Below are 17,635 nucleotides of genomic sequence, written 5' to 3'. Positions count from 1 at the left end.
ACCGCTTATCGGGTGTACATCGTCCCTGTAGGAGCGAAGCTTGCTCGCGAAAGCGTTGTATCAGGCGACATCAATATTGACTGTGCCGCCGCTTTCGCGAGCAAGCTACGCTCCTACAGGTTTTGTGCAGGCCTTTAGCGGCAGAGTTCGCTTTTGACTCGTTCGAGCATCATCCGGTTGGACGCGTCCGGCCGGTCTTCCCAGGCGAACACCGAGACCGTGGCGATGCCGTCGAACTTGATCTCGCGCAAGGTGCCAAAAAACGCCTCCCAGTCGACTTCGCCCTGCCCGATGTCCAGATGCTGGTGCACGGTGGCCGTAACGCCCGGCGGGTTGACGATGTAGCGCAAACCCGATGAAGCCTTGTGGTTGTAGGTGTCGGCGATGATCAAGTGGCTCAGCTTGGAGCCCGCATATTTGAGCATCGAGGCAATATCGCCTCTGCCATCGTCATAGAAGAAGGTGTGCGGCGCGGCATAGAGGTAGTTGATCCACTCGCGATCCAGACCGCGAATGATGTCCACCGACTCGTTGTTGCGCTCGCAGAAGTCGTACGGATGGGCCTGGATGTCGAGCTTGATGCCTTCGCGTTCAAACTCCGGGATCAGCTCATCCATGGAGCGCATGAACTGGTTCTCGCAGACCAGCGGATTGTCTGACTGGCCGGTGAACTCGGTGTTGACCAACTCGCAGTCCATTTCCACGGCAATCTGGATTGCGCGTTTCCAGTTGCGCACCGCAGCCACACGCAGGCCTTCGTCGGCGGAGGCCCAGTGGTACATCGGTAATAAAGAAGACAGTTTGACCCCGGTGTCGCTCAGGGCTTTGCGAAATTCCTTGATCCGCGCCTTGTCGACCCGCGGGGCCTTGTAGAACGGCAGGAAATCTTCCCGGGGCGAGAGTTCGATGTGTTCGTAGCCAAGTTCGGCGACTTTATCGACCATCTTGCCCAGGGACAGGGTGCGGTACATGTAAGGGTCTAGTGCGATGCGCATTTTATTGTTCTCCTTCACCATTGCCTCAGCCTTGCCACTTTCCCCTGTGGGAGTGAGCCTGCTCGCGATTGCGGACGATCAGCCGACATTAATGTTGAATGCGCTGACGCTATCGCGAGCAGGCTCGCTCCTACAGGGGAACGGGGTTAGCCGTAGAAGTGTGGGCGGTCTGGCAGGGTGACTTTTACGATCTGGCCGCTGTTTTGGGCTTCGATGCAGCCATCCGCTGCCACCGCCGCTGCGAAGCCATCCCATGCCGAGGGACCGCCCACCTGCCCCGCTCGCACACCATCAATGAACGCCTGCAACTCGACGTCGTACGCGGCGATGAAGCGATCCTTCCAGTCCATCAAGATCGCGTTGGACAGCTTTGCCCCGCTGCGCAGTTGAACCTGCGAAGGCTCCGGCAGTTTGGCGATGCCGGTCTCCCCCACCACTTCGCACTGAATGTCGTAGCCGTACTGGCAATTGACGAACACTTCCACGTCGATGCGCGTGCCCTTGGCAGTTTCCAGCAGCACAATTTGCGGGTCTTTCAAATGCGCGAGGGCCTTGCTGCTCTTGCGCGGGAACACCACTTGCACCGAGACGTAATCGTCGTCGAGCAACCAGCGCAGCACGTCGAGTTCATGGATCAGCGTGTCGGTGATGGCCATGTCGGTCTTGTAGTTCTCGCCCACGGTCGGGTTGCGATGCGCGCAGTGGAGCATCAGCGGTTCACCGATCTGGCCGCTGTCGATCACCGCTTTGAGGGCGCGATAACCTTCATCGTACGGACGCATGAAACCGACCTGCACCAAGCGCTTGCCGTGGGCCACTTCTGCCTCGACGATTTTGCGGCAGCCTTCAGCAGTGACGGCCAGGGGTTTTTCGCAGAACACCGGTTTGCCCGCCGCAATCGCCGCCAGCACAAACTCTTCGTGGCTCGGCCCCCAAGAGGTGACGAGGATCGCTTCGACTTCCGGCGCCTTGATCAGCGCGTGGCCGTCGGGGTAGACCTCGGCGGTCAGTTTCAGGTCGGCAACCACCTTGGCCGCTTGCTGCAAATTGATGTCGGTGACGGCGACAACCTGGCTGTTGAGCAAGGTCTGGCTGCAACGACGAATGTGATCCTGGCCGATGGCCCCTGTACCGATAACACCCAGTTTCAAAGACATTTCTGATCTCCTGTTGGAATTTTTGTCGAGCAGTCAGTACTGACGGGCCTTGGCCAGTCGTTCGTTCAGGGTCTTGGCCACCGCATCGGTGCGGGCGCTGGTGGAGACTTGCGCCACGCCGACCCGCCACCACGACAGGTATTTGTGGATCATGGTTTTGGGCAACACCTTGATGTCGATCAGCGTCGATACGGTCTGCTGGCGTGCATCCGCCAGCGCGGCTTTCAGCTCTTCAACGGTGTTCACTTTGTAAGTCTTGCAACCATAGGCCGCCGCACTCATGGCGAAATCCACCGGCACGAACCCGCCATCGAGCTTGCCGGTTTCCAGGTTGCGGAAGCGGAACTCGGTGCCGAAGCTGTCCATGCCGTGTTCCATCTGCAGGTTGTTGATGCAGCCGAAGGTCATGTTGTCGAGCAGCACCACGTTGATCTTGCGGCGCTCCTGGATTGAGGTTGCCAGCTCCGAGTGCAGCATCATGTAAGAGCCGTCGCCTACCAGCGCATAGACCTCGCGCTCGGGCTCGGCGAGTTTCACGCCCAATGCGGCGTTGACCTCGTACCCCATGCAGGAATAACCGTACTCGACGTGATAGGTGTTCACGCCCCTGCTGCGCCAGCTGCGCTGTAAGTCACCGGGCAGGCTGCCGGCGGCGGCGACGATCACGGCGTCATCGGCGAGGGTTTCGTTGAGCACGCCGAGCACACGGCTCTGGGTCAGGCAGGAACCGGTCAGCTCGATGAATTCGCGCAGGACCGCCGGGTCCATGTGGTCGTTGATTTCCGGGATGAAGTCCTGGGTCTGGTAGTCGACCTGATAGAGGCGGTCGACTTCCTCGTCCAGTTGCGCCTTGGCCTGACGCGGTTGATCGCCCCACGCGGAACGGTAATCGCCCAAGGCCTCAGTCAAGGCTTGCAAGCCGGTTTTGGCATCCGCCAGCAGTTGCACGCCATCCAGTTTCAAGGCATCGCACGGGCTGATGTTGAGGTTGAGAAACTGCACGTCGGCATGCTGGAACAGGGACTTCGACGCGGTGGTGAAATCGCTGTAGCGGGTGCCGATACCGATGATCAGATCCGCCTCCCTGGCCAACAGATTCGCCGCCAGACAACCGGTTTCGCCGATCCCGCCAACGTTCAGCGGATGGCTGGACACCACCGCGCTCTTGCCAGCCTGGGTTTCGGCGAAGGGAATATCGAAGCGCTCGGCAAACGCCTGCAACACCGCATTGGCACCGGAGTATTTGACCCCGCCACCGCAAATGATCAGCGGTTTGCGCTTGCCTTTGAACAGCGCCAAGGCATCGCCGAGCATCGCTTCGGTGGCCGGACGGCGCTCGATGCGGTGCACGCGTTTTTGCAGGAAGTAATCGGGATAGTCGTAGGCCTCGGCTTGCACGTCTTGCGGCAAGGCCAGGGTCACCGCGCCGGTTTCGGCAGGGTCGGTGAGCACGCGCATGGCGTGGATTGCCGCGGTCATCAACTGCTCGGGGCGGTTGATGCGGTCCCAGTATTTGCTCACAGCCTTGAACGCATCGTTGGTGCTGATGCTCAGGTCGTGGAACTGCTCGATCTGTTGCAGCACCGGGTCCGGCTGGCGGCAGGCGTAGACATCGCCGGGCAACAGCAGCAAGGGAATGCGGTTGGCGGTGGCCGTCGCGGCGGCGGTCAGCATGTTGGCCGCGCCCGGGCCGACGGATGAGGAACAGGCGTAGATTTTGCGGCGAAGGTGTTGCTTGGCAAAACCGATGGCGGCGTGGGCCATGCCTTGCTCGTTGCGGCCCTGATGGACGATCAGGTCGCCGCTGTCCTGCTCCAGGGCTTGCCCCAGGCCCAGCACGTTGCCGTGACCGAAAATGGTAAAGATCCCGGCGACGAATTTGCTCTGGACGCCATCGACCTCGATGTACTGGTTATCGAGGAATTTCACCAGGGCCTGGGCCATGGTCAGTCTTGTTGTGGTCATAACCGATCCTTCAATACACCAAAAAACATTGTGGGAGTGAGCCTGCTCGCGATGAGGGAGTGTCAGTTGACATTGATGTGCCTGACACTCCGCAATCGCGAGCAGGCTCACTCCTACAGGGGATCTTCATTAGCCTTGGGATTTTTGTAGGTGATCCATACTTGCACCGATGGCCTGTTGGATATCTGCCAACCCATGGACGCTGTCGGCAAACGGCTCGAACGACAGGTAGCCGCTGTAACCGCTGCTGAGCAAGGTGTCGATCTGCGCGGCGTTGCCGAGGATGTCGCCCTCGCCCACCAGCACCCGGTGACCGTCGCGAATGGTCGCCAGCGGTGCCTCGGCATCCTCGACACCGGAGATGTGCACCAGCCCGGTCAGCTCGGGGAAGAACTCATGCTCGCTGGCCAAGTGATGGTGAAAGGTGTCGTGAACCAGCCGGAACACATCCAGCCCGCCAATCCCCTTGATCGCATCCACCGCCGTCCGCTTGAGACGCAGCGAGCATTCTTCGAAACCCAGCGGCTCGATGAAACCGAGGATGCCGTGATCGCGCAGGATCGGCGCCAGTTCAGCCAACGCGGTGCGCAAGCCTGAAGCGCGCTCGGCTTCACTTCGCGGGTCGGCGCGATCATTCAGCGGGCACATGACCAAACCCTGTGCACCGCAATCCCGGGCATAGGCGGCAAGTTTCAAGGCCTGCGCCCGGCGCTCGTCATTCCACACATCAAACGGATACAGCGCGTTGATCGACAGCACGGTGATGCCTTTGGCCGCGCACAACTCACGGACACGTTCGGGCGCGGTGCCGTCTTCGATTTCGACGCCCTTGAGGTCGTTGCGGATCTCGATGGCGTCGGCCTTGAGGGCCACCGCCAGGTCGATGAACGCGGACAGCGACAAACGTGGGGCGACCATACGGTTCAGGGCGAAACGCAGGGGTTTGCTCATTATTTTTGTTCTCCGCATAGATGAATTATTTGGCCGTCGGCATGCTGAATTCAGGGCCCTTGGCGATGCTGTCGGGCCAGCGCTGCATCACGCTTTTATAGCGGCTGTAGAAGCGAATGCCTTCTTCGCCATAGGCGTGGTGATCGCCAAACAGCGAACGCTTCCAACCGCCGAACGAGTGCCAGGCCATGGGCACCGGAATCGGTACATTGATGCCGACCATGCCGACCTTAATGGTGCGGGCAAAGGCTCGGGCAATGCCGCCGTCGCTGGTGAAACACGACACACCGTTGCCGAATTCGTGAGCGTTGATCAACGCCACGGCGCTGGCGAAATCCGGGACGCGGACGATGCCCAGCACCGGGCCGAAGATTTCCTGCTGGTAAATGCTCATCTCGGTCGTGACGTTATCGAACAGCGTCGCCCCGACGAAGAAGCCATTTTCGGCACCAGGCACCTTAAATCCACGACCATCGACAATCAGCTGCGCGCCTTGCGCCACGCCCTGGTCAATAAAACCTTCGACCTTGGCCTTGTGCTCAGCCGTCACCAACGGCCCCATGTCGCTGTCGCCCTGCATACCGTTACCAACTTTGAGCTGATCGATGCGCGGCAGGAGTTTGGCAATCAGCTGGTCACCCACATCGCCCACCGCAACGGCAATCGAGATCGCCATGCAGCGCTCGCCGGCCGAGCCGTAAGCCGCACCGATCAGGGCGTCAGCGGCTTGATCCAGATCCGCATCGGGCATGACGATCATGTGATTCTTCGCCCCGCCCAGCGCCTGAACCCGCTTGCCGCGCGAGGTGGCTTGCTGGTGGATGTACTCGGCAATCGGCGTCGAGCCGACAAAGGAAATCGCCTCGATGTCCGGGTGTTGCAGCAGCGCGTCGACCGCAGTCTTGTCGCCCTGAACCACGTTGAACACCCCGTCCGGCAACCCCGCTTCGGTCAACAGGCGCGCCATCAGCAAACTGGCGGACGGGTCGCGCTCGGAGGGTTTGAGAATGAAGCAGTTACCGGTGACCAACGCCAGCGGGATCATCCATAACGGCACCATCACCGGGAAGTTGAACGGCGTGACGCCGGCGCAAACGCCCAGCGGCTGACGCAGGTTCCAGTTATCAATGCCGCCGCCGATGTTGTCGCTGAACTCGGTTTTCAGCAGGTTCGGCGCGCCGCAGGCGTATTCGACGATTTCGATGCCGCGGGTCACTTCACCCTTGGCGTCGGAGAACACCTTGCCATGTTCGCGGCTGATGATTTCGGCCAGTTCATCGTGATGACGATCGAGCAGTTCCTTGAACTTGAACATCACCCGCGAACGGCGCAGGGACGATTGCTCGGACCAGGCCGGGAACGCTTTCAGGGCCGAGTCAACGGCGTCGTCGACGGTCTTCTGGCTGGCCAGCCCGACGCGCGCTTGAACGTTGCCGGTGGCCGGGTTAAAGACGTTGCTGAACCGCTCGCTGCCGCTGTCTTGCACTTGACCGTCGATGTAATGGCCGATGACCGGGGCGTCGCTCATTGTTCTTGTTCTCCGTGCAGAAAGTGAAATCAGGCTTTTTAGTTCAGAGATCGAGCAGCCAACTGTGCTGCGGATCGTTATGGAACTGCCAGACGCGCTTCGGCCCGGCCATCACGTTCAGGTAATACGACTCGTAGCCGTAGGGCACGCTGACCGGGTGATAGCCCTTGGGCACGACCACGAGGTCGCTGTTTTCCACGGCCATGGCTTGATCGATGCTGCGGTCGTCGGTGTAGACGCGCTGGAACACGAAGCCCTGGGGCGGGTTGATCTGGTGGTAATAGGTTTCTTCGAGAAAGCTCTGGTGCGGCAAATCGTCGGTGTCGTGTTTGTGCGGCGGGTAGCTCGACGAGTGTCCCGACGGCGTGCGCACTTCCACCACCAGCAGTGAATGAGCGGGTTCGGTGTCCGGCAGGATGTCGCACACGTAGCGGGTGTTGGCACCCTTGCCGCGCACGCTGCGCTTCATGCTGTCGGGTTTGATCAACCGTGGGCCGAGGCCCTTTTCGGCTGAGCCCGGTGCGGCGCAGACGGCGATCTGCACATCGCTCAGCGCCACGACTTGAGCCTGACTGCCCGGAGGCAAGTACGCAGCGAACGGCGATTTGTCTTCGAACACCGACTGGCGATCGCCGAGGTTGTCCCAGTCGAACGCGCCCTGCCCCGGTGCTTCGCCCTTGATGCTGACTCGACCGCTGAGCAGCACCAGGCACAGTTCTTTATCGCCCGCCGCCACCGGCAAGGTTTCGCCCAGGCTCAAGCGGTAAGCGGCGAAGCCGACGTATTCCAGTTCACCTTTGCCCAACTCGACCATCGTCCGGCCACGGGCGTTGCTCTTGACCAGCAGGCTCATCGCGCAATCCTCTCATCGAGCAACGCACGCAAGGTGTCGTAGCCTTTTTTCGCGTAGACGTAGCTCGGCGCCACGGCCGGGTCCTGCTCGGCCTCGACCACCAGCCAGCCGCGGTAATCGTTGGCCAGCAACACATCGAGCAGCGCAGCAAAGTCGATGTCGCCATCGCCGGGCACGGTGAAGGTGCCGTTGATGATGCAGTCCGGAAAGCTCCACAGGTTGTTGCGCGCCAGTTGCACCACCGGTTTGCGCACGTCCTTGAAATGCACGTGGCAGATGCGTTCGATGTGTTTGCGCAGCACCTGCAACGGCTCGCCGCCACCCATGTAGCAATGGCCCGAATCGAACAGCAGACCGACTTCGCTGCCGGTCAACGCCATCAGTTTGTCGATGTCGGCCGGGGATTCGACATAAGCGCCCATGTGGTGGTGATACGCCAGGCGCACGCCTTGGGACAGGGTGAAACGCGCCAGTTCGGTGAGCTTGTCGGCGTATTCCTGCCAGGCCTGTTCGGTGTGAAAACGCGGGCGTTCCACCAGTGGAATGCGCTGGCCCTGGATCGAGTCAGCCACCTCACCGTAAACCAGCACCTTGGCGCCGTTCTTCGCCAGCATCTCGACGTGACTGCCGATGGCGTCGATTTCTTCGGCCACGGAACGGCGAGCCAGTCGGCTGGAATACCAGCCGGACACCAGCGCCAGATCGTAGGGCCGCAGCACGTCACCGACGCCTTTGGCATCCTTGGGGAATTTGCCGTTGAGTTCGAAACCTTCGTAACCGATTTCCTTGCCTTCGCTCAAAGCGGTGCTCAGCGGCGTCTCGCCACCGAGGGACGGCAAGTCGTCGTTGCTCCAGGAGATCGGGTTGATGCCAATTCGGATAGCGGGCATGGCTGCACCTTTTATTGTTTTTTCTAAAATGTTCAACAGATCACCTGTGGCGAGGGAGCTTGCTCCCGCTCGGCTGCGAAGCAGTCGTAAAACCTGTGGATGCGGTTTATCTGATACACCGAGCCGGTTGATTTGGGACTGCTTCGCAGTCCAGCGGGAGCAAGCTCCCTCGCCACAAATAGCTCCATTAATCAGGTGCGTTGTTCATGCGCGGGCTGTGCGCCAGGCATCGATCAGTTCGACGAAGGTGTCCTGCACCTGGCGGATCAATCCTTCATCGTCGATTTCACCGGCCATCCACGCACGGCTCGGCTCCTGGAAAATCGTCCGGCCCACCGCAAAACCACGGCACGTCTGGCTCTGCCGGGCCTGTTGAAACCCTTCGGCCAACGCCGCCGCCGGTGCATTCAGCCCCAGCAACACCACGCCACGGCAGTACGGATCACGCTCCTGAATCAGTTCATCGAGCTTCTTCCACTCCTCAGCACTCTGCGCTTCGATCTTCCACCACGCCGGGTAAATCCCCAGGTTGTAGAGGCGTTTCAGCGCGCGATACAGCACATCCGGATGGGTCGACGGATGATCCTTCGGCGGAATGATTTCCAGCAGCAGTTCATGACCGCTGACTTGAGACGCCTGATACAACCCCTTGATCTGCGCTTCCTGCTCCAGACGCAGCATCGGCTCGTCGTCGGGATGGAATTGCACCAGGCACTTGATGATTTGCTCTTGCGGCCAGGCAATCAGGTTGCTGCCGATCGAGCGACCATGTTCGAACGCCAACGGCCGCGAGCCCTGCACTTCCACCGGCCGCGCCACCCACCAGCCACGACCGGTGGCGGCATTCAGCGAGTCCTGGCCGAAACGCTGATCAGCCAGCAAGCCAACATCGGCATCGATCCCTTGCTCACGCAAATCGGTTTCAACCCGCTCCACGGCTTTGATAAAGAGTTGCTTGAGTTCGCAGATGGCGTTGAGGTCACGACCGCCCTTGTGTGCCAGTTCCACCAGTTGCCCACGATGATCAAAGGCAAAGATGAACAGTTGCTGCCACTGTTTGCGCGGCACGCTGACCTGATGCAAACGCTGCAGCACCGCATCCTGATCCGGCCGGGTAATCGGTACCGGGCTGTTGAACAGGTAGTCGAGTTCGGCGCGGGTCGGCATCGCCGGTGCGCACGCATGGCGCGACACCACCAGACCGCCGCAGGCATTGGCCAACTGGCAGCAGCGCTCGTCGCTGGCATCTTCCAGCCAACCGCTGAGGAAGCCCGACATAAAGGCATCGCCGGCCCCCAACACATTGAGCACTTCGACCCGCACGCCGGGGTAAATCGCCCCGTCTTCAAGACGCACCGGAATCACCCCGTGAATCACCGTGCAACCCTGCGGGCCGAGCTTGACCACCAGCGTCGCGTCGCTCAGGCGCCGGACATTACGCAACGCGGTGAGCAGATCCTCCGCTCCACCAGCGATCAAAAACTCCTCTTCCGTGCCAACGATCAAGTCAAAACGCGGAAGGATTTTCTGCACATGCTGACTGACCTTCTGATCGGCGACGAAGCGGGTTTCCCCATCAGCCTTACCGGCAAGCCCCCACAGCACCGGGCGATAATCGATATCCAGCACGCGTTTGACGTTGTGCTTCTCGGCATAATCCAGCGCCTGAATGCTCGCCTTGTACACGCCGTCGGTAGAGAAATGGGTGCCGGTGATCAGCAAGGCTTTGCTGGAGGCGATGAAGGCTTCGTTGATGTCCTCGGCCCGCAACGCCATGTCGGCGCAGTTTTCGCGGTAGAACACCAAAGGAAAGGTTTCGCGGTCCTTGAGACCGAGCAGGACCATGGCGGTCAGGCGTTCCGGATCGACTTTGACGCCGCTGACATCACAGCCTTCGCGGGCCAGGGATTCCAGCAGGAACCGACCCATGTGGTCGTCCCCTACCCGGCTCAACATCGCCGATTTCAGGCCCAACCGCGCGGTGCCGAAGGCGATGTTGGCGGACGATCCACCGAGGTATTTGGCGAAGCTGGAAACATCTTCCAGCCGCGCCCCGACTTGCTGCGCATAGAGGTCGACGCCAAGGCGCCCCAGGCAAATCAGATCCAATTGACGCCCACTGGCAAAACGAGTCTGGCCCATGCTGGCTCCTGTTATTTTTATCAGCCTGCGTTCGGGGCGATGGAGGCGCCGAACACTCTTGGTGGGATGCAGACTAAAACGACCGGGACCGAACAATCAATATTTATTCCAAATAATTTTTACATGGAATATATTTTCCAATAAACTTTTACAAAAGCATTCCAGACACAGTGCATCGTTTCAGCAAACCTCACGCGCACTGCAAGCTCAAGATTTTATTTCGGCCTACCCTGTAGACTGCGCACAGCCAACCTATTGTCAGGGGACGACACAAAAGTCAGCCCTATAAGAACAAGCCAGAAGGATTCCCTATGTCCCGCACCGATCAGCCGGCTACGACCGAGAGCACGCCCGACAGCGATCTCGTCAGCCCCCCGATCAATGCCGAGCGTCTGCTGCAGCTGATCACCAACGAATACGAAAGCCTGCCGCGCCAGCTCAAACGCATCGCCAGCTACATGAGCCAGCAAAGCGACCGGATCATGGTCGACCGCATCAGCGACATCGCCCGCGAGTGCGAAGTGCACCCGTCGGCCATCGTGCGGTTCTCCCAGCGATTCGGCTTCAGCGGTTTCAGCGAAATGCAGGCCCTGTTCCGCGAGGCGTACACGCACAAAACCACGCCGGTGCAGAACTACCAGCAGCGCATCCGCAGCATGATCGCCAACAAATCGCAGAAAGCCAGCGGCGGCGACCTCGCCCGCGAGTGCATCGATGCGACCCTGTCCGGCATCGAGCGACTGGGGCAGGAACTCGATGACGAGGCTTTCGACAAAGCCGTGGATCTGGTGGTGAATGCCGACAACATCTACGTGGTCGGCGTGCGCCGCTCGTTCGCCGTGGCCGATTACCTGGTCTACAACCTGCAACACACCAACAAACGCATCCACTTGGTCTCCGGCCTCGGCGGCAGCTACCGCGAGCAGATGCGCAGCGTGCGCGCCAACGACCTGGTGATCGCGATCAGCTTCACGCCCTACGGCAAGGAAACCCAGCACTGCCTGCGCATCGCCCAGCACAACCAGGCGAAAACCCTGATCATCACCGACAGCAGCCTGTCGCCCCTGGCCAAACGCGCCAACACCGTGCTGCTGGTCAATGAAGGCAGCTCGTTCGCCTTCCGCTCGTTGAGCGCGACCTTGTGCCTGTGCCAGGCGCTGTTTATCGCCGTGGCCTATCGACTGGAATTGAAGGTCGACGAGATTCACGAACAGGTCGGTTTCGAGGATTAGCCCAGCGCCGTTTGCAGGTCGCTGAACCTCAGCTAAGGTAGTCCATCCCGACATGGACACCTGAAGGAGCGGCGCAATGAAACTGATCGGCATGCTGGATTCGCCCTACGTGCGGCGCGTGGCCATTTCCGCCCGGCACCTGGGCATCGACCTGGAGCACGAATCGGTTTCCGTGTTCCGCCACTTCGAACACTTCCAGCAGATCAACCCCGTGGTCAAGGCGCCGACCCTGGTGCTCGACGATGGCGAGGTGTTGATCGACTCAACGCTGATCATCGACTACCTGGAAGCCCTGGCCGGCCCCGGCAAAAGCCTGATGCCCAACGACCTCAAGCAGCGACTGCGCGCATGGCGCCTGATCGGGCTCGGGTTGGCGGCGTGCGAAAAGTCAGTGCAGCTTTACTACGAACGCAACCTGCGCCCTGCCGAGATTCAATACCAGCCTTGGGTCGAGCGGGTTGAAGGGCAACTCGCCGCAGCCTATTCGGCACTTGAACGCGAGCTGGAAAAACAGCCTCTGGCAAACGGCGCCTTGATCGGGCAAGACGGCATCACCCTCGCCGTCGCCTGGAGCTTCACCAACCTGGTGACACCGGACCAAGTCGACGCCGAACGGTTTCCTTTAATCGCCGAATTCACCGCGCAGGCGGAAAAGCTTGAGGCCTTCATCAGTACCCCGATAACCTGACCGGCCCCCTCGAACGGACCCGACCATGACCGCCGCCGAACAACCCGCCCCGGCGCTGAAGGAAATCTTCAACGCCGAGCGCCTCAAGCACATCGCCACCGAAATGACGGCGGTCTACCCGGCATTCAACGCCAAAGCCTTCCTGAAAATGGCCAACGACGGCCTCGCCGACCTGTCGATCATGCAACGCATGGCCCGCGTCAGCGAATGCCTGCACGCCGTGTTGCCGCTGGGTTATCACGAATCCCTCGAAGTGTTACGCGCCCTCGCCCCCCGCCTGAACAGCGGATTTGTCAGCATCTCGCTGCCGCATTACGTGGCGATGTATGGCGCGCATGATTTCGAGCGCTCGATGGACGCGCTCAAGTACTTCACCGCGTTTGGGTCGGCGGAATTTGCGATTCGGTATTTTCTGCGCAGCGATCTGGAGCGGTCGTTGGCGCTGATGCAGGCATGGTCTCGGGATGAGAATGAGCATGTGCGACGCCTGGCCAGTGAAGGCAGTCGGCCACGGTTGCCGTGGTCGTTTCGGTTGGAGCAGATTCAGAGTGATCCGACGTTGGCCGCCGGGATTCTGGACAACCTCAAGGCGGATGACAGCCTTTACGTGCGCAAGTCGGTGGCCAATCACCTTAATGACATTACCAAGGACCATCCGGAGTGGGTGTTGGACTTGATTGAGGGGTGGTCGCTGGAGAACAAGCACACCGCGTGGATTGCCAAGCATGCGTTGCGTAGTTTGATCAAGCAGGGGAATCAGCGGGCGCTCGCGATTATTGGGGCTAGTGGTAAGGCGGAGGTTGAGATTGTTGGGGTGAAGGTTGAGCCGGCGGTGATTCGGTTGGGGGAGAAGATTACTTTGTCGTTTGCGGTGAAATCCACGGTGGCGGAGAGTCAGCGGTTGGTGATTGATTATGCGATTGATTACGTCAAAGCCAATGGCAGCACTTCGGCGAAGGTGTTCAAGCTTAAGGCGTTGACGTTGGCTGGTGAGGCGACTGAACGGGTCAGTCGTGGGCAGCAGATAAAGGAGCTGACCACTCGGAAGCACTATGTGGGCAGACACGCAGTGCACGTCCTGGTGAACGGCGAACGCCTTGCCAGTACGTCATTCGAAATTCTCGTCTGAGACATGCTGCTCTTCTGTAGGAGCGAAAATTGCTCGCGATGGCTTCAGGCCTGACCTAGCGCGTTATCGCAAAAAATGAACCTTTCCTTTTCGCCGTCCGATTCGAGTCGATTGCAGGGCTTCGCGATAGGCAACAATCGGCTAACGGCGGACGTTAACCCGGGAGTGGTTCCGGTTGGTCCGTCGATGCGCCTGCGAAATTTGGGGCGATTCATCTGATGGGTTTCACGGCCTGCTGAGTAATGGTATTTTGACATCCTTAAAAAACTCCGACGGAAGGGAGCAGGATGAATATCGCGCAGAGCCTAGGTCTAAAGGGAAATCCTTTTGAGCACTATAATGCCGAAAAAGAACCCGACATCGCTGCTTACGCGGTTCGGCCTCCTTACCTAGAAACGATTGCACAACGTGCGGTTGGCCTTAGTTCTTTTATATTATTTGGAGACCGTGGTGCCGGAAAGAGCGCCACGAGGCTAACTGTATATAAAGAAGCATGGGAGGCGGCCGCCAGAGAACCCGAGATTGCTCAGCCGTTTATCGTCAACCTTACCGACTTCGGTCAAATTCTTGATAAATTCAAACGCGGCCAACTGAAAGACAAAGATATCTGCACCCTTGCTGCATTTTTTGTTATTGAACAAATGTTCGCTTGGCTTTCTTCATTAGAAGATGAAGATCGCGAGAAGCATCTGAACGATCTAGACAAGCATGACAAAGCATTAGTTTTAGCTTTGCTCGAAGGTTTATACTTAACAACCCCAGAAATGGATAGAGACACGTCCACATCGGAGGCATTCAAATTACTCGGCAGTGCATGGACCACCAAGAGCAAAGTTTGGATTGCTAGAAGATGGGGATCTGTAAGCAACATCTTTGCAGGACTGCTCCACGTGTTTGTCAAAAACAAGGTTGATGAGAGCCTCGACATTAAAGATTCTGCTGAGCGCATATTGACCAGCTTGGTTAGCGATTCCGCCAACACACCCAGAGCAATTCTTTCTAAATTAGTTGAACTTAGTCGTATGTTTGGCTTTACAGGAGTGTGCATTCTTGTTGATAAGCTCGATGAAACCAGCGAAACCGACAATTCCGTAGAGGCTACTGCGCGCCTTATCCATCCTTTACTTGCAAACATCCAGCTCCTTGAAGTAGACGGATTCTCGTGGATGTTTTTTGTCTGGGGCAATGTCGAAGATCATTTCAACAACAAGTTAAAAATTCGACTAGATAAAATTGCCAATGCCAAAATTGTTTGGACAGCCGAACAACTTCAACAGATGCTAGACCGAAGAATTGAGTTCTACTCTGAAGGCATGACTAAATTTTCTGATATATTCGCCGAGGATATAAGCCCCGAGCTTATATTCAAGCAATTCTGCGCATTATCCTAACGATCCCCCCGAGAAATAATCAGATTAATGGACACCCTGTTTAGGGAGCACGATGCTCGCGGAAGTGAAGCTCCTCCCAAAATCGACATAATCTCGATCGAGTTAGCTCAAGACAAATACGCGAGAGACACTATTCAAACCTGGTACAAAAAGGACACACTGTTTCAGCTTTATCGTCTTGGAAAAACGACCTTTATAAACAAAGACGTTCAAACAACGTTCCGGATAGGTGACCAAGGCGCACGCAATAAGATCACAAAGTGGAGCGATGTAGGCTTAGTCCGTCAGAGCGGTTCCGTGCCCGGCGACTCAGGAGGAAAACCCTCCTTCTTATACGAAGTATCAGATCCCAGAGTAGCTAGAATTATCGAAAGAGGGCTTGATGAATTGGTGGGGGCTTCCTTAGAAACAACGGGTAGTAAGGACGAAGATTACATTTCCGACGATGCTGAAGCATAATTTTCATAAGTTGTACCCATAACTCAAGCCCTCTTGGGCAAAAAAAAGAGAAGGTTTTATTTATCCGCACCCTTCTGGATAATAAATCCGTCCCACTCTTCAGGACCCAGCCATCTTTGTATCGTTTTTAAACAGGCAAAAATTTTCACTCACCTATCGCCTGTGACTTTACAAAGACGGCATCAAACATGCAGAAATCCCCGGCTTGTTTTTAGCGTGCTTAGGCATGATTGAGAGAATATATTCGCAGAGCAACAACACTAGTTAAGGAGTGCCTAAATGACGGATAAATTATTTTTTATATCAAATTGCCCTAGATGCGGCCATTATGGAAAATTCAAAATATTAGCGAGCAGCACTGAAAACGAACCTCCCGTAATAGAGAAATTCCATCATGATCAATGGCTAACTTTTGATTTCGGCCTATTTTCAATCTCCTCATTTTGCGAAAGCTGCAAAAATTTTGTGTGCGCAACTGTATCTGTTAAAAATGATGAAATTAAAAACTCAATTGCAACTCTCAAGGACTTTGCCGAGACCGATCTACAGATTAAGAGCAACCGAGACCTCTTTATAGATTTCGACGTCCCTATTCTTCCACCACCACAGAATTTTTCTTCGCCACAAATTATTGATATTCGAGACCTGTATGCACAAGCGAAGAAATGCTATAGCTTGCAGGCATGGGATGCGGTGGGAGTTATATGTAGGAAAATTATTGATATTGAATCAATCAAAATGTGGGAATTGCGCCATCCAAAAAGAAAACCCGCAAATCAACTTGCCGACCGACTCAAAAAACTGTTATTAGTGGGTTTTAGCCAAGATAGCGATGCCGACATAAGAGACCAGCTTGACCACAGCAAAATCGAGCACAGGATTTTTTATGATATGCATAACATAAGGTTAACTGGCAACGACGCCGCACACAGCTTGTTTATTTACCACAGTGATGAAGCCGAAGCCGCCCTAATTTACACCGAGAGCTTCATTGACTTATCTGAGCAGTGGGCCTCTTCTCTTCAAAATAGCAGCGGATAATTTTCTAACAAATTAAATGCTGCCAAATCTGATGCATTCCGCGTTTAGTATTCATCCGACATTGCCGTAAAAGGACAATTTCATATTCACGGCGCCAACTCCAAAAGAAAAAAGCAGGCATCTATTTCCAAGAAAATAAATCCGTGCACTTTCTTACTTGCTGAGACTCAGAAAAGTGAAGCCTGACGCTTTGGATTGAGCACCTCGACTGGGATATCGTAGAGAGCGCTCATTCCATTGCGAAAGTCCTTGATGCCGCCGTAGCTAGGATGGCGAATCGCAACCACCTCAATTCCGAACCGACTGGCGTAATTGAACGCATCCTGCCCAATCGCTACCACGCGACGAACCTTTAGCCACTTGATCAGCATTTCATTTAGTACGTTGACCTGCTGAAGTTCACGGGCCGTGAATTTGCGGTTGGTGAACGGATTTCCTGGCTCATGTGGATGAAACGGGAAGACGTTCCATAACATGGGGGGCAGATCAACCGCTCTCAATACTGACCAAATCTCAGAGGCTGTGCGTTCCGCAAGAGCCGGACCAACGGTCGCCTGCTTGAAGTCTGAACCCGGATATCTCTGAGTCATCTCGGTGAGGTGGTATTCATCCGTCAATGCAAGGCCTGTCCGTCGCCCGCCACGATAGCCGAGGTCGCGCCCCATCCAAATCGTGTCTACGCCAATCTCTGCTGCGGCTTTTAGATAGCCACGCAGATTGCGACAACGCGCCGACACGGCGTCTGAACGGTCGTGGATTGGACACTTGTCAGCGTATGGGTTGAATACGTTGTCCAGCTTCAACTTAGACAGGGCATTCACGAAGGTTGTAGGGTTCATTGCTGCTCGTTCTTTACAGGAGGTTCAAACGCATTGTGTGCTGATAAACGCCAGCGATCACAGGGTTTTCCGCAGTGTGTCTAAAGTCTCGGAGGACCTGAAAGCACATCAGTATGACTATTTCCTACTGCCAGAGCTTGCATTTTTTCAACCTGGAGCCCCGGATCATGCTCTAAATCTGCTTAAGGACGCCGCTCTCAAGGTCGCCTATTTGGGCTTTGGAAGTTATCGTCCTGGCGTAGTGAAAATTCAGGTCGCAATACCTCCCGCGATGATCATCGCCCGAGCGGTCCTCATTCTCATGAGATGGAACACTTACTACCAAAACCAGCAAAATCCCTCCGTATCGACATCGATCAGCATGACTACTAGTTT

Annotated in this window: 15 protein-coding genes; 6 read left to right on the top strand and 9 right to left on the bottom strand. The window is 56.8% G+C overall.

Features of this window, described 5'->3' with window-relative positions; genetic code table 11:
- Nucleotides 1-134 precede the first annotated feature (134 nt).
- The 8 genes from ACA070_RS12450 to ACA070_RS12415 all read right to left on the bottom strand — a co-directional run bounded on the left by ACA070_RS12450 (nucleotide 135) and on the right by ACA070_RS12415 (nucleotide 10,481).
- A complete protein-coding gene (locus tag ACA070_RS12450; RefSeq protein ID WP_497451371.1) occupies nucleotides 135-995 on the bottom strand; it encodes a sugar phosphate isomerase/epimerase family protein in 861 nt (286 codons plus the stop codon).
- A gap of 146 nt (nucleotides 996-1,141) precedes the next feature.
- A complete protein-coding gene (iolG, locus tag ACA070_RS12445; RefSeq protein ID WP_497451370.1) occupies nucleotides 1,142-2,152 on the bottom strand; it encodes a bifunctional inositol 2-dehydrogenase/D-chiro-inositol 1-dehydrogenase in 1,011 nt (336 codons plus the stop codon).
- Nucleotides 2,153-2,185: 33 nt separating this feature from the next.
- On the bottom strand, nucleotides 2,186-4,117 hold the full coding sequence (gene iolD, locus ACA070_RS12440; protein WP_497451369.1) for a 3D-(3,5/4)-trihydroxycyclohexane-1,2-dione acylhydrolase (decyclizing): 1,932 nt from the start codon (nucleotides 4,115-4,117) through the stop codon (nucleotides 2,186-2,188).
- A 129-nt stretch (nucleotides 4,118-4,246) separates the two neighbouring features.
- Nucleotides 4,247-5,068 (bottom strand): TIM barrel protein, encoded by an 822-nt coding sequence (locus ACA070_RS12435; protein WP_497451368.1) that lies wholly within the window; start codon nucleotides 5,066-5,068, stop codon nucleotides 4,247-4,249.
- 25 nt (nucleotides 5,069-5,093) lie between these two features.
- A complete protein-coding gene (locus ACA070_RS12430) occupies nucleotides 5,094-6,596 on the bottom strand; it encodes a CoA-acylating methylmalonate-semialdehyde dehydrogenase (protein ID WP_497451367.1) in 1,503 nt (500 codons plus the stop codon).
- A 43-nt stretch (nucleotides 6,597-6,639) separates the two neighbouring features.
- The gene (gene iolB / locus ACA070_RS12425; protein WP_411960865.1) at nucleotides 6,640-7,449 is read right to left on the bottom strand and encodes a 5-deoxy-glucuronate isomerase; all 810 of its coding nucleotides are present in this window, start codon (nucleotides 7,447-7,449) and stop codon (nucleotides 6,640-6,642) included.
- Nucleotides 7,446-8,339, bottom strand: coding sequence for a myo-inosose-2 dehydratase (iolE, locus tag ACA070_RS12420; RefSeq protein ID WP_497451366.1), 894 nt, complete (start codon nucleotides 8,337-8,339; stop codon nucleotides 7,446-7,448). Before iolE ends, iolB begins: the two co-directional genes overlap by 4 nt.
- A gap of 204 nt (nucleotides 8,340-8,543) precedes the next feature.
- Entirely contained in the window at nucleotides 8,544-10,481 is a 1,938-nt protein-coding gene (locus tag ACA070_RS12415) for a bifunctional 5-dehydro-2-deoxygluconokinase/5-dehydro-2-deoxyphosphogluconate aldolase (RefSeq protein ID WP_497451365.1), read from the bottom strand.
- A 311-nt stretch (nucleotides 10,482-10,792) separates the two neighbouring features.
- Between ACA070_RS12415 and ACA070_RS12410 the strand changes: the two genes are divergently transcribed.
- The 6 genes from ACA070_RS12410 (at nucleotide 10,793) to ACA070_RS12385 (ending at nucleotide 16,421) form a co-directional block, all read left to right on the top strand.
- Nucleotides 10,793-11,713, top strand: a complete 921-nt coding sequence (locus ACA070_RS12410) for a MurR/RpiR family transcriptional regulator (RefSeq protein WP_497451364.1) — start codon at nucleotides 10,793-10,795, stop codon at nucleotides 11,711-11,713.
- A 76-nt stretch (nucleotides 11,714-11,789) separates the two neighbouring features.
- Nucleotides 11,790-12,401, top strand: a complete 612-nt coding sequence (locus ACA070_RS12405; protein ID WP_497451363.1) for a glutathione S-transferase — start codon at nucleotides 11,790-11,792, stop codon at nucleotides 12,399-12,401.
- 25 nt (nucleotides 12,402-12,426) lie between these two features.
- Nucleotides 12,427-13,530, top strand: coding sequence for a DNA alkylation repair protein (locus ACA070_RS12400; protein WP_497451362.1), 1,104 nt, complete (start codon nucleotides 12,427-12,429; stop codon nucleotides 13,528-13,530).
- A 287-nt stretch (nucleotides 13,531-13,817) separates the two neighbouring features.
- Complete coding sequence (locus ACA070_RS12395; protein WP_497451361.1) at nucleotides 13,818-14,921, top strand: P-loop ATPase, Sll1717 family; 1,104 nt, start codon at nucleotides 13,818-13,820, stop codon at nucleotides 14,919-14,921.
- 27 nt (nucleotides 14,922-14,948) lie between these two features.
- Nucleotides 14,949-15,380, top strand: a complete 432-nt coding sequence (locus tag ACA070_RS12390; RefSeq protein ID WP_497451360.1) for a hypothetical protein — start codon at nucleotides 14,949-14,951, stop codon at nucleotides 15,378-15,380.
- Between the two features lie 279 nt (nucleotides 15,381-15,659).
- Nucleotides 15,660-16,421, top strand: a complete 762-nt coding sequence (locus ACA070_RS12385; protein WP_497451359.1) for a hypothetical protein — start codon at nucleotides 15,660-15,662, stop codon at nucleotides 16,419-16,421.
- Nucleotides 16,422-16,588: 167 nt separating this feature from the next.
- Here the strand turns inward: ACA070_RS12385 and ACA070_RS12380 are convergent, their stop codons facing one another.
- On the bottom strand, nucleotides 16,589-17,260 hold the full coding sequence (locus ACA070_RS12380) for a uracil-DNA glycosylase (protein WP_497451358.1): 672 nt from the start codon (nucleotides 17,258-17,260) through the stop codon (nucleotides 16,589-16,591).
- Nucleotides 17,261-17,635 lie beyond the last annotated feature (375 nt).

The organism is Pseudomonas sp. LBUM1678 (genome assembly GCF_059695575.1).
The sequence above is the reverse complement of the archived record's forward strand: the minus strand, read 5'-3'. Positions and strand labels throughout refer to the sequence as shown.

What these genes read in the sequence shown, in the direction of transcription:
- iolB (WP_411960865.1), bottom strand. Translation starts at nt 7,449, where the DNA reads ATGAGCCTGCTGGTCAAGAGCAACGCCCGTGGCCGGACGATGGTCGAG.
- ACA070_RS12435 (WP_497451368.1), bottom strand. Translation starts at nt 5,068, where the DNA reads ATGAGCAAACCCCTGCGTTTCGCCCTGAACCGTATGGTCGCCCCACGT.
- iolD (WP_497451369.1), bottom strand. Translation starts at nt 4,117, where the DNA reads ATGACCACAACAAGACTGACCATGGCCCAGGCCCTGGTGAAATTCCTC.
- iolE (WP_497451366.1), bottom strand. Translation starts at nt 8,339, where the DNA reads ATGCCCGCTATCCGAATTGGCATCAACCCGATCTCCTGGAGCAACGAC.
- ACA070_RS12410 (WP_497451364.1), top strand. Translation starts at nt 10,793, where the DNA reads ATGTCCCGCACCGATCAGCCGGCTACGACCGAGAGCACGCCCGACAGC.
- ACA070_RS12385 (WP_497451359.1), top strand. Translation starts at nt 15,660, where the DNA reads ATGACGGATAAATTATTTTTTATATCAAATTGCCCTAGATGCGGCCAT.
- ACA070_RS12380 (WP_497451358.1), bottom strand. Translation starts at nt 17,260, where the DNA reads ATGAACCCTACAACCTTCGTGAATGCCCTGTCTAAGTTGAAGCTGGAC.
- ACA070_RS12390 (WP_497451360.1), top strand. Translation starts at nt 14,949, where the DNA reads ATGGACACCCTGTTTAGGGAGCACGATGCTCGCGGAAGTGAAGCTCCT.
- ACA070_RS12395 (WP_497451361.1), top strand. Translation starts at nt 13,818, where the DNA reads ATGAATATCGCGCAGAGCCTAGGTCTAAAGGGAAATCCTTTTGAGCAC.
- ACA070_RS12450 (WP_497451371.1), bottom strand. Translation starts at nt 995, where the DNA reads ATGCGCATCGCACTAGACCCTTACATGTACCGCACCCTGTCCCTGGGC.
- ACA070_RS12405 (WP_497451363.1), top strand. Translation starts at nt 11,790, where the DNA reads ATGAAACTGATCGGCATGCTGGATTCGCCCTACGTGCGGCGCGTGGCC.
- ACA070_RS12415 (WP_497451365.1), bottom strand. Translation starts at nt 10,481, where the DNA reads ATGGGCCAGACTCGTTTTGCCAGTGGGCGTCAATTGGATCTGATTTGC.
- ACA070_RS12400 (WP_497451362.1), top strand. Translation starts at nt 12,427, where the DNA reads ATGACCGCCGCCGAACAACCCGCCCCGGCGCTGAAGGAAATCTTCAAC.
- iolG (WP_497451370.1), bottom strand. Translation starts at nt 2,152, where the DNA reads ATGTCTTTGAAACTGGGTGTTATCGGTACAGGGGCCATCGGCCAGGAT.
- ACA070_RS12430 (WP_497451367.1), bottom strand. Translation starts at nt 6,596, where the DNA reads ATGAGCGACGCCCCGGTCATCGGCCATTACATCGACGGTCAAGTGCAA.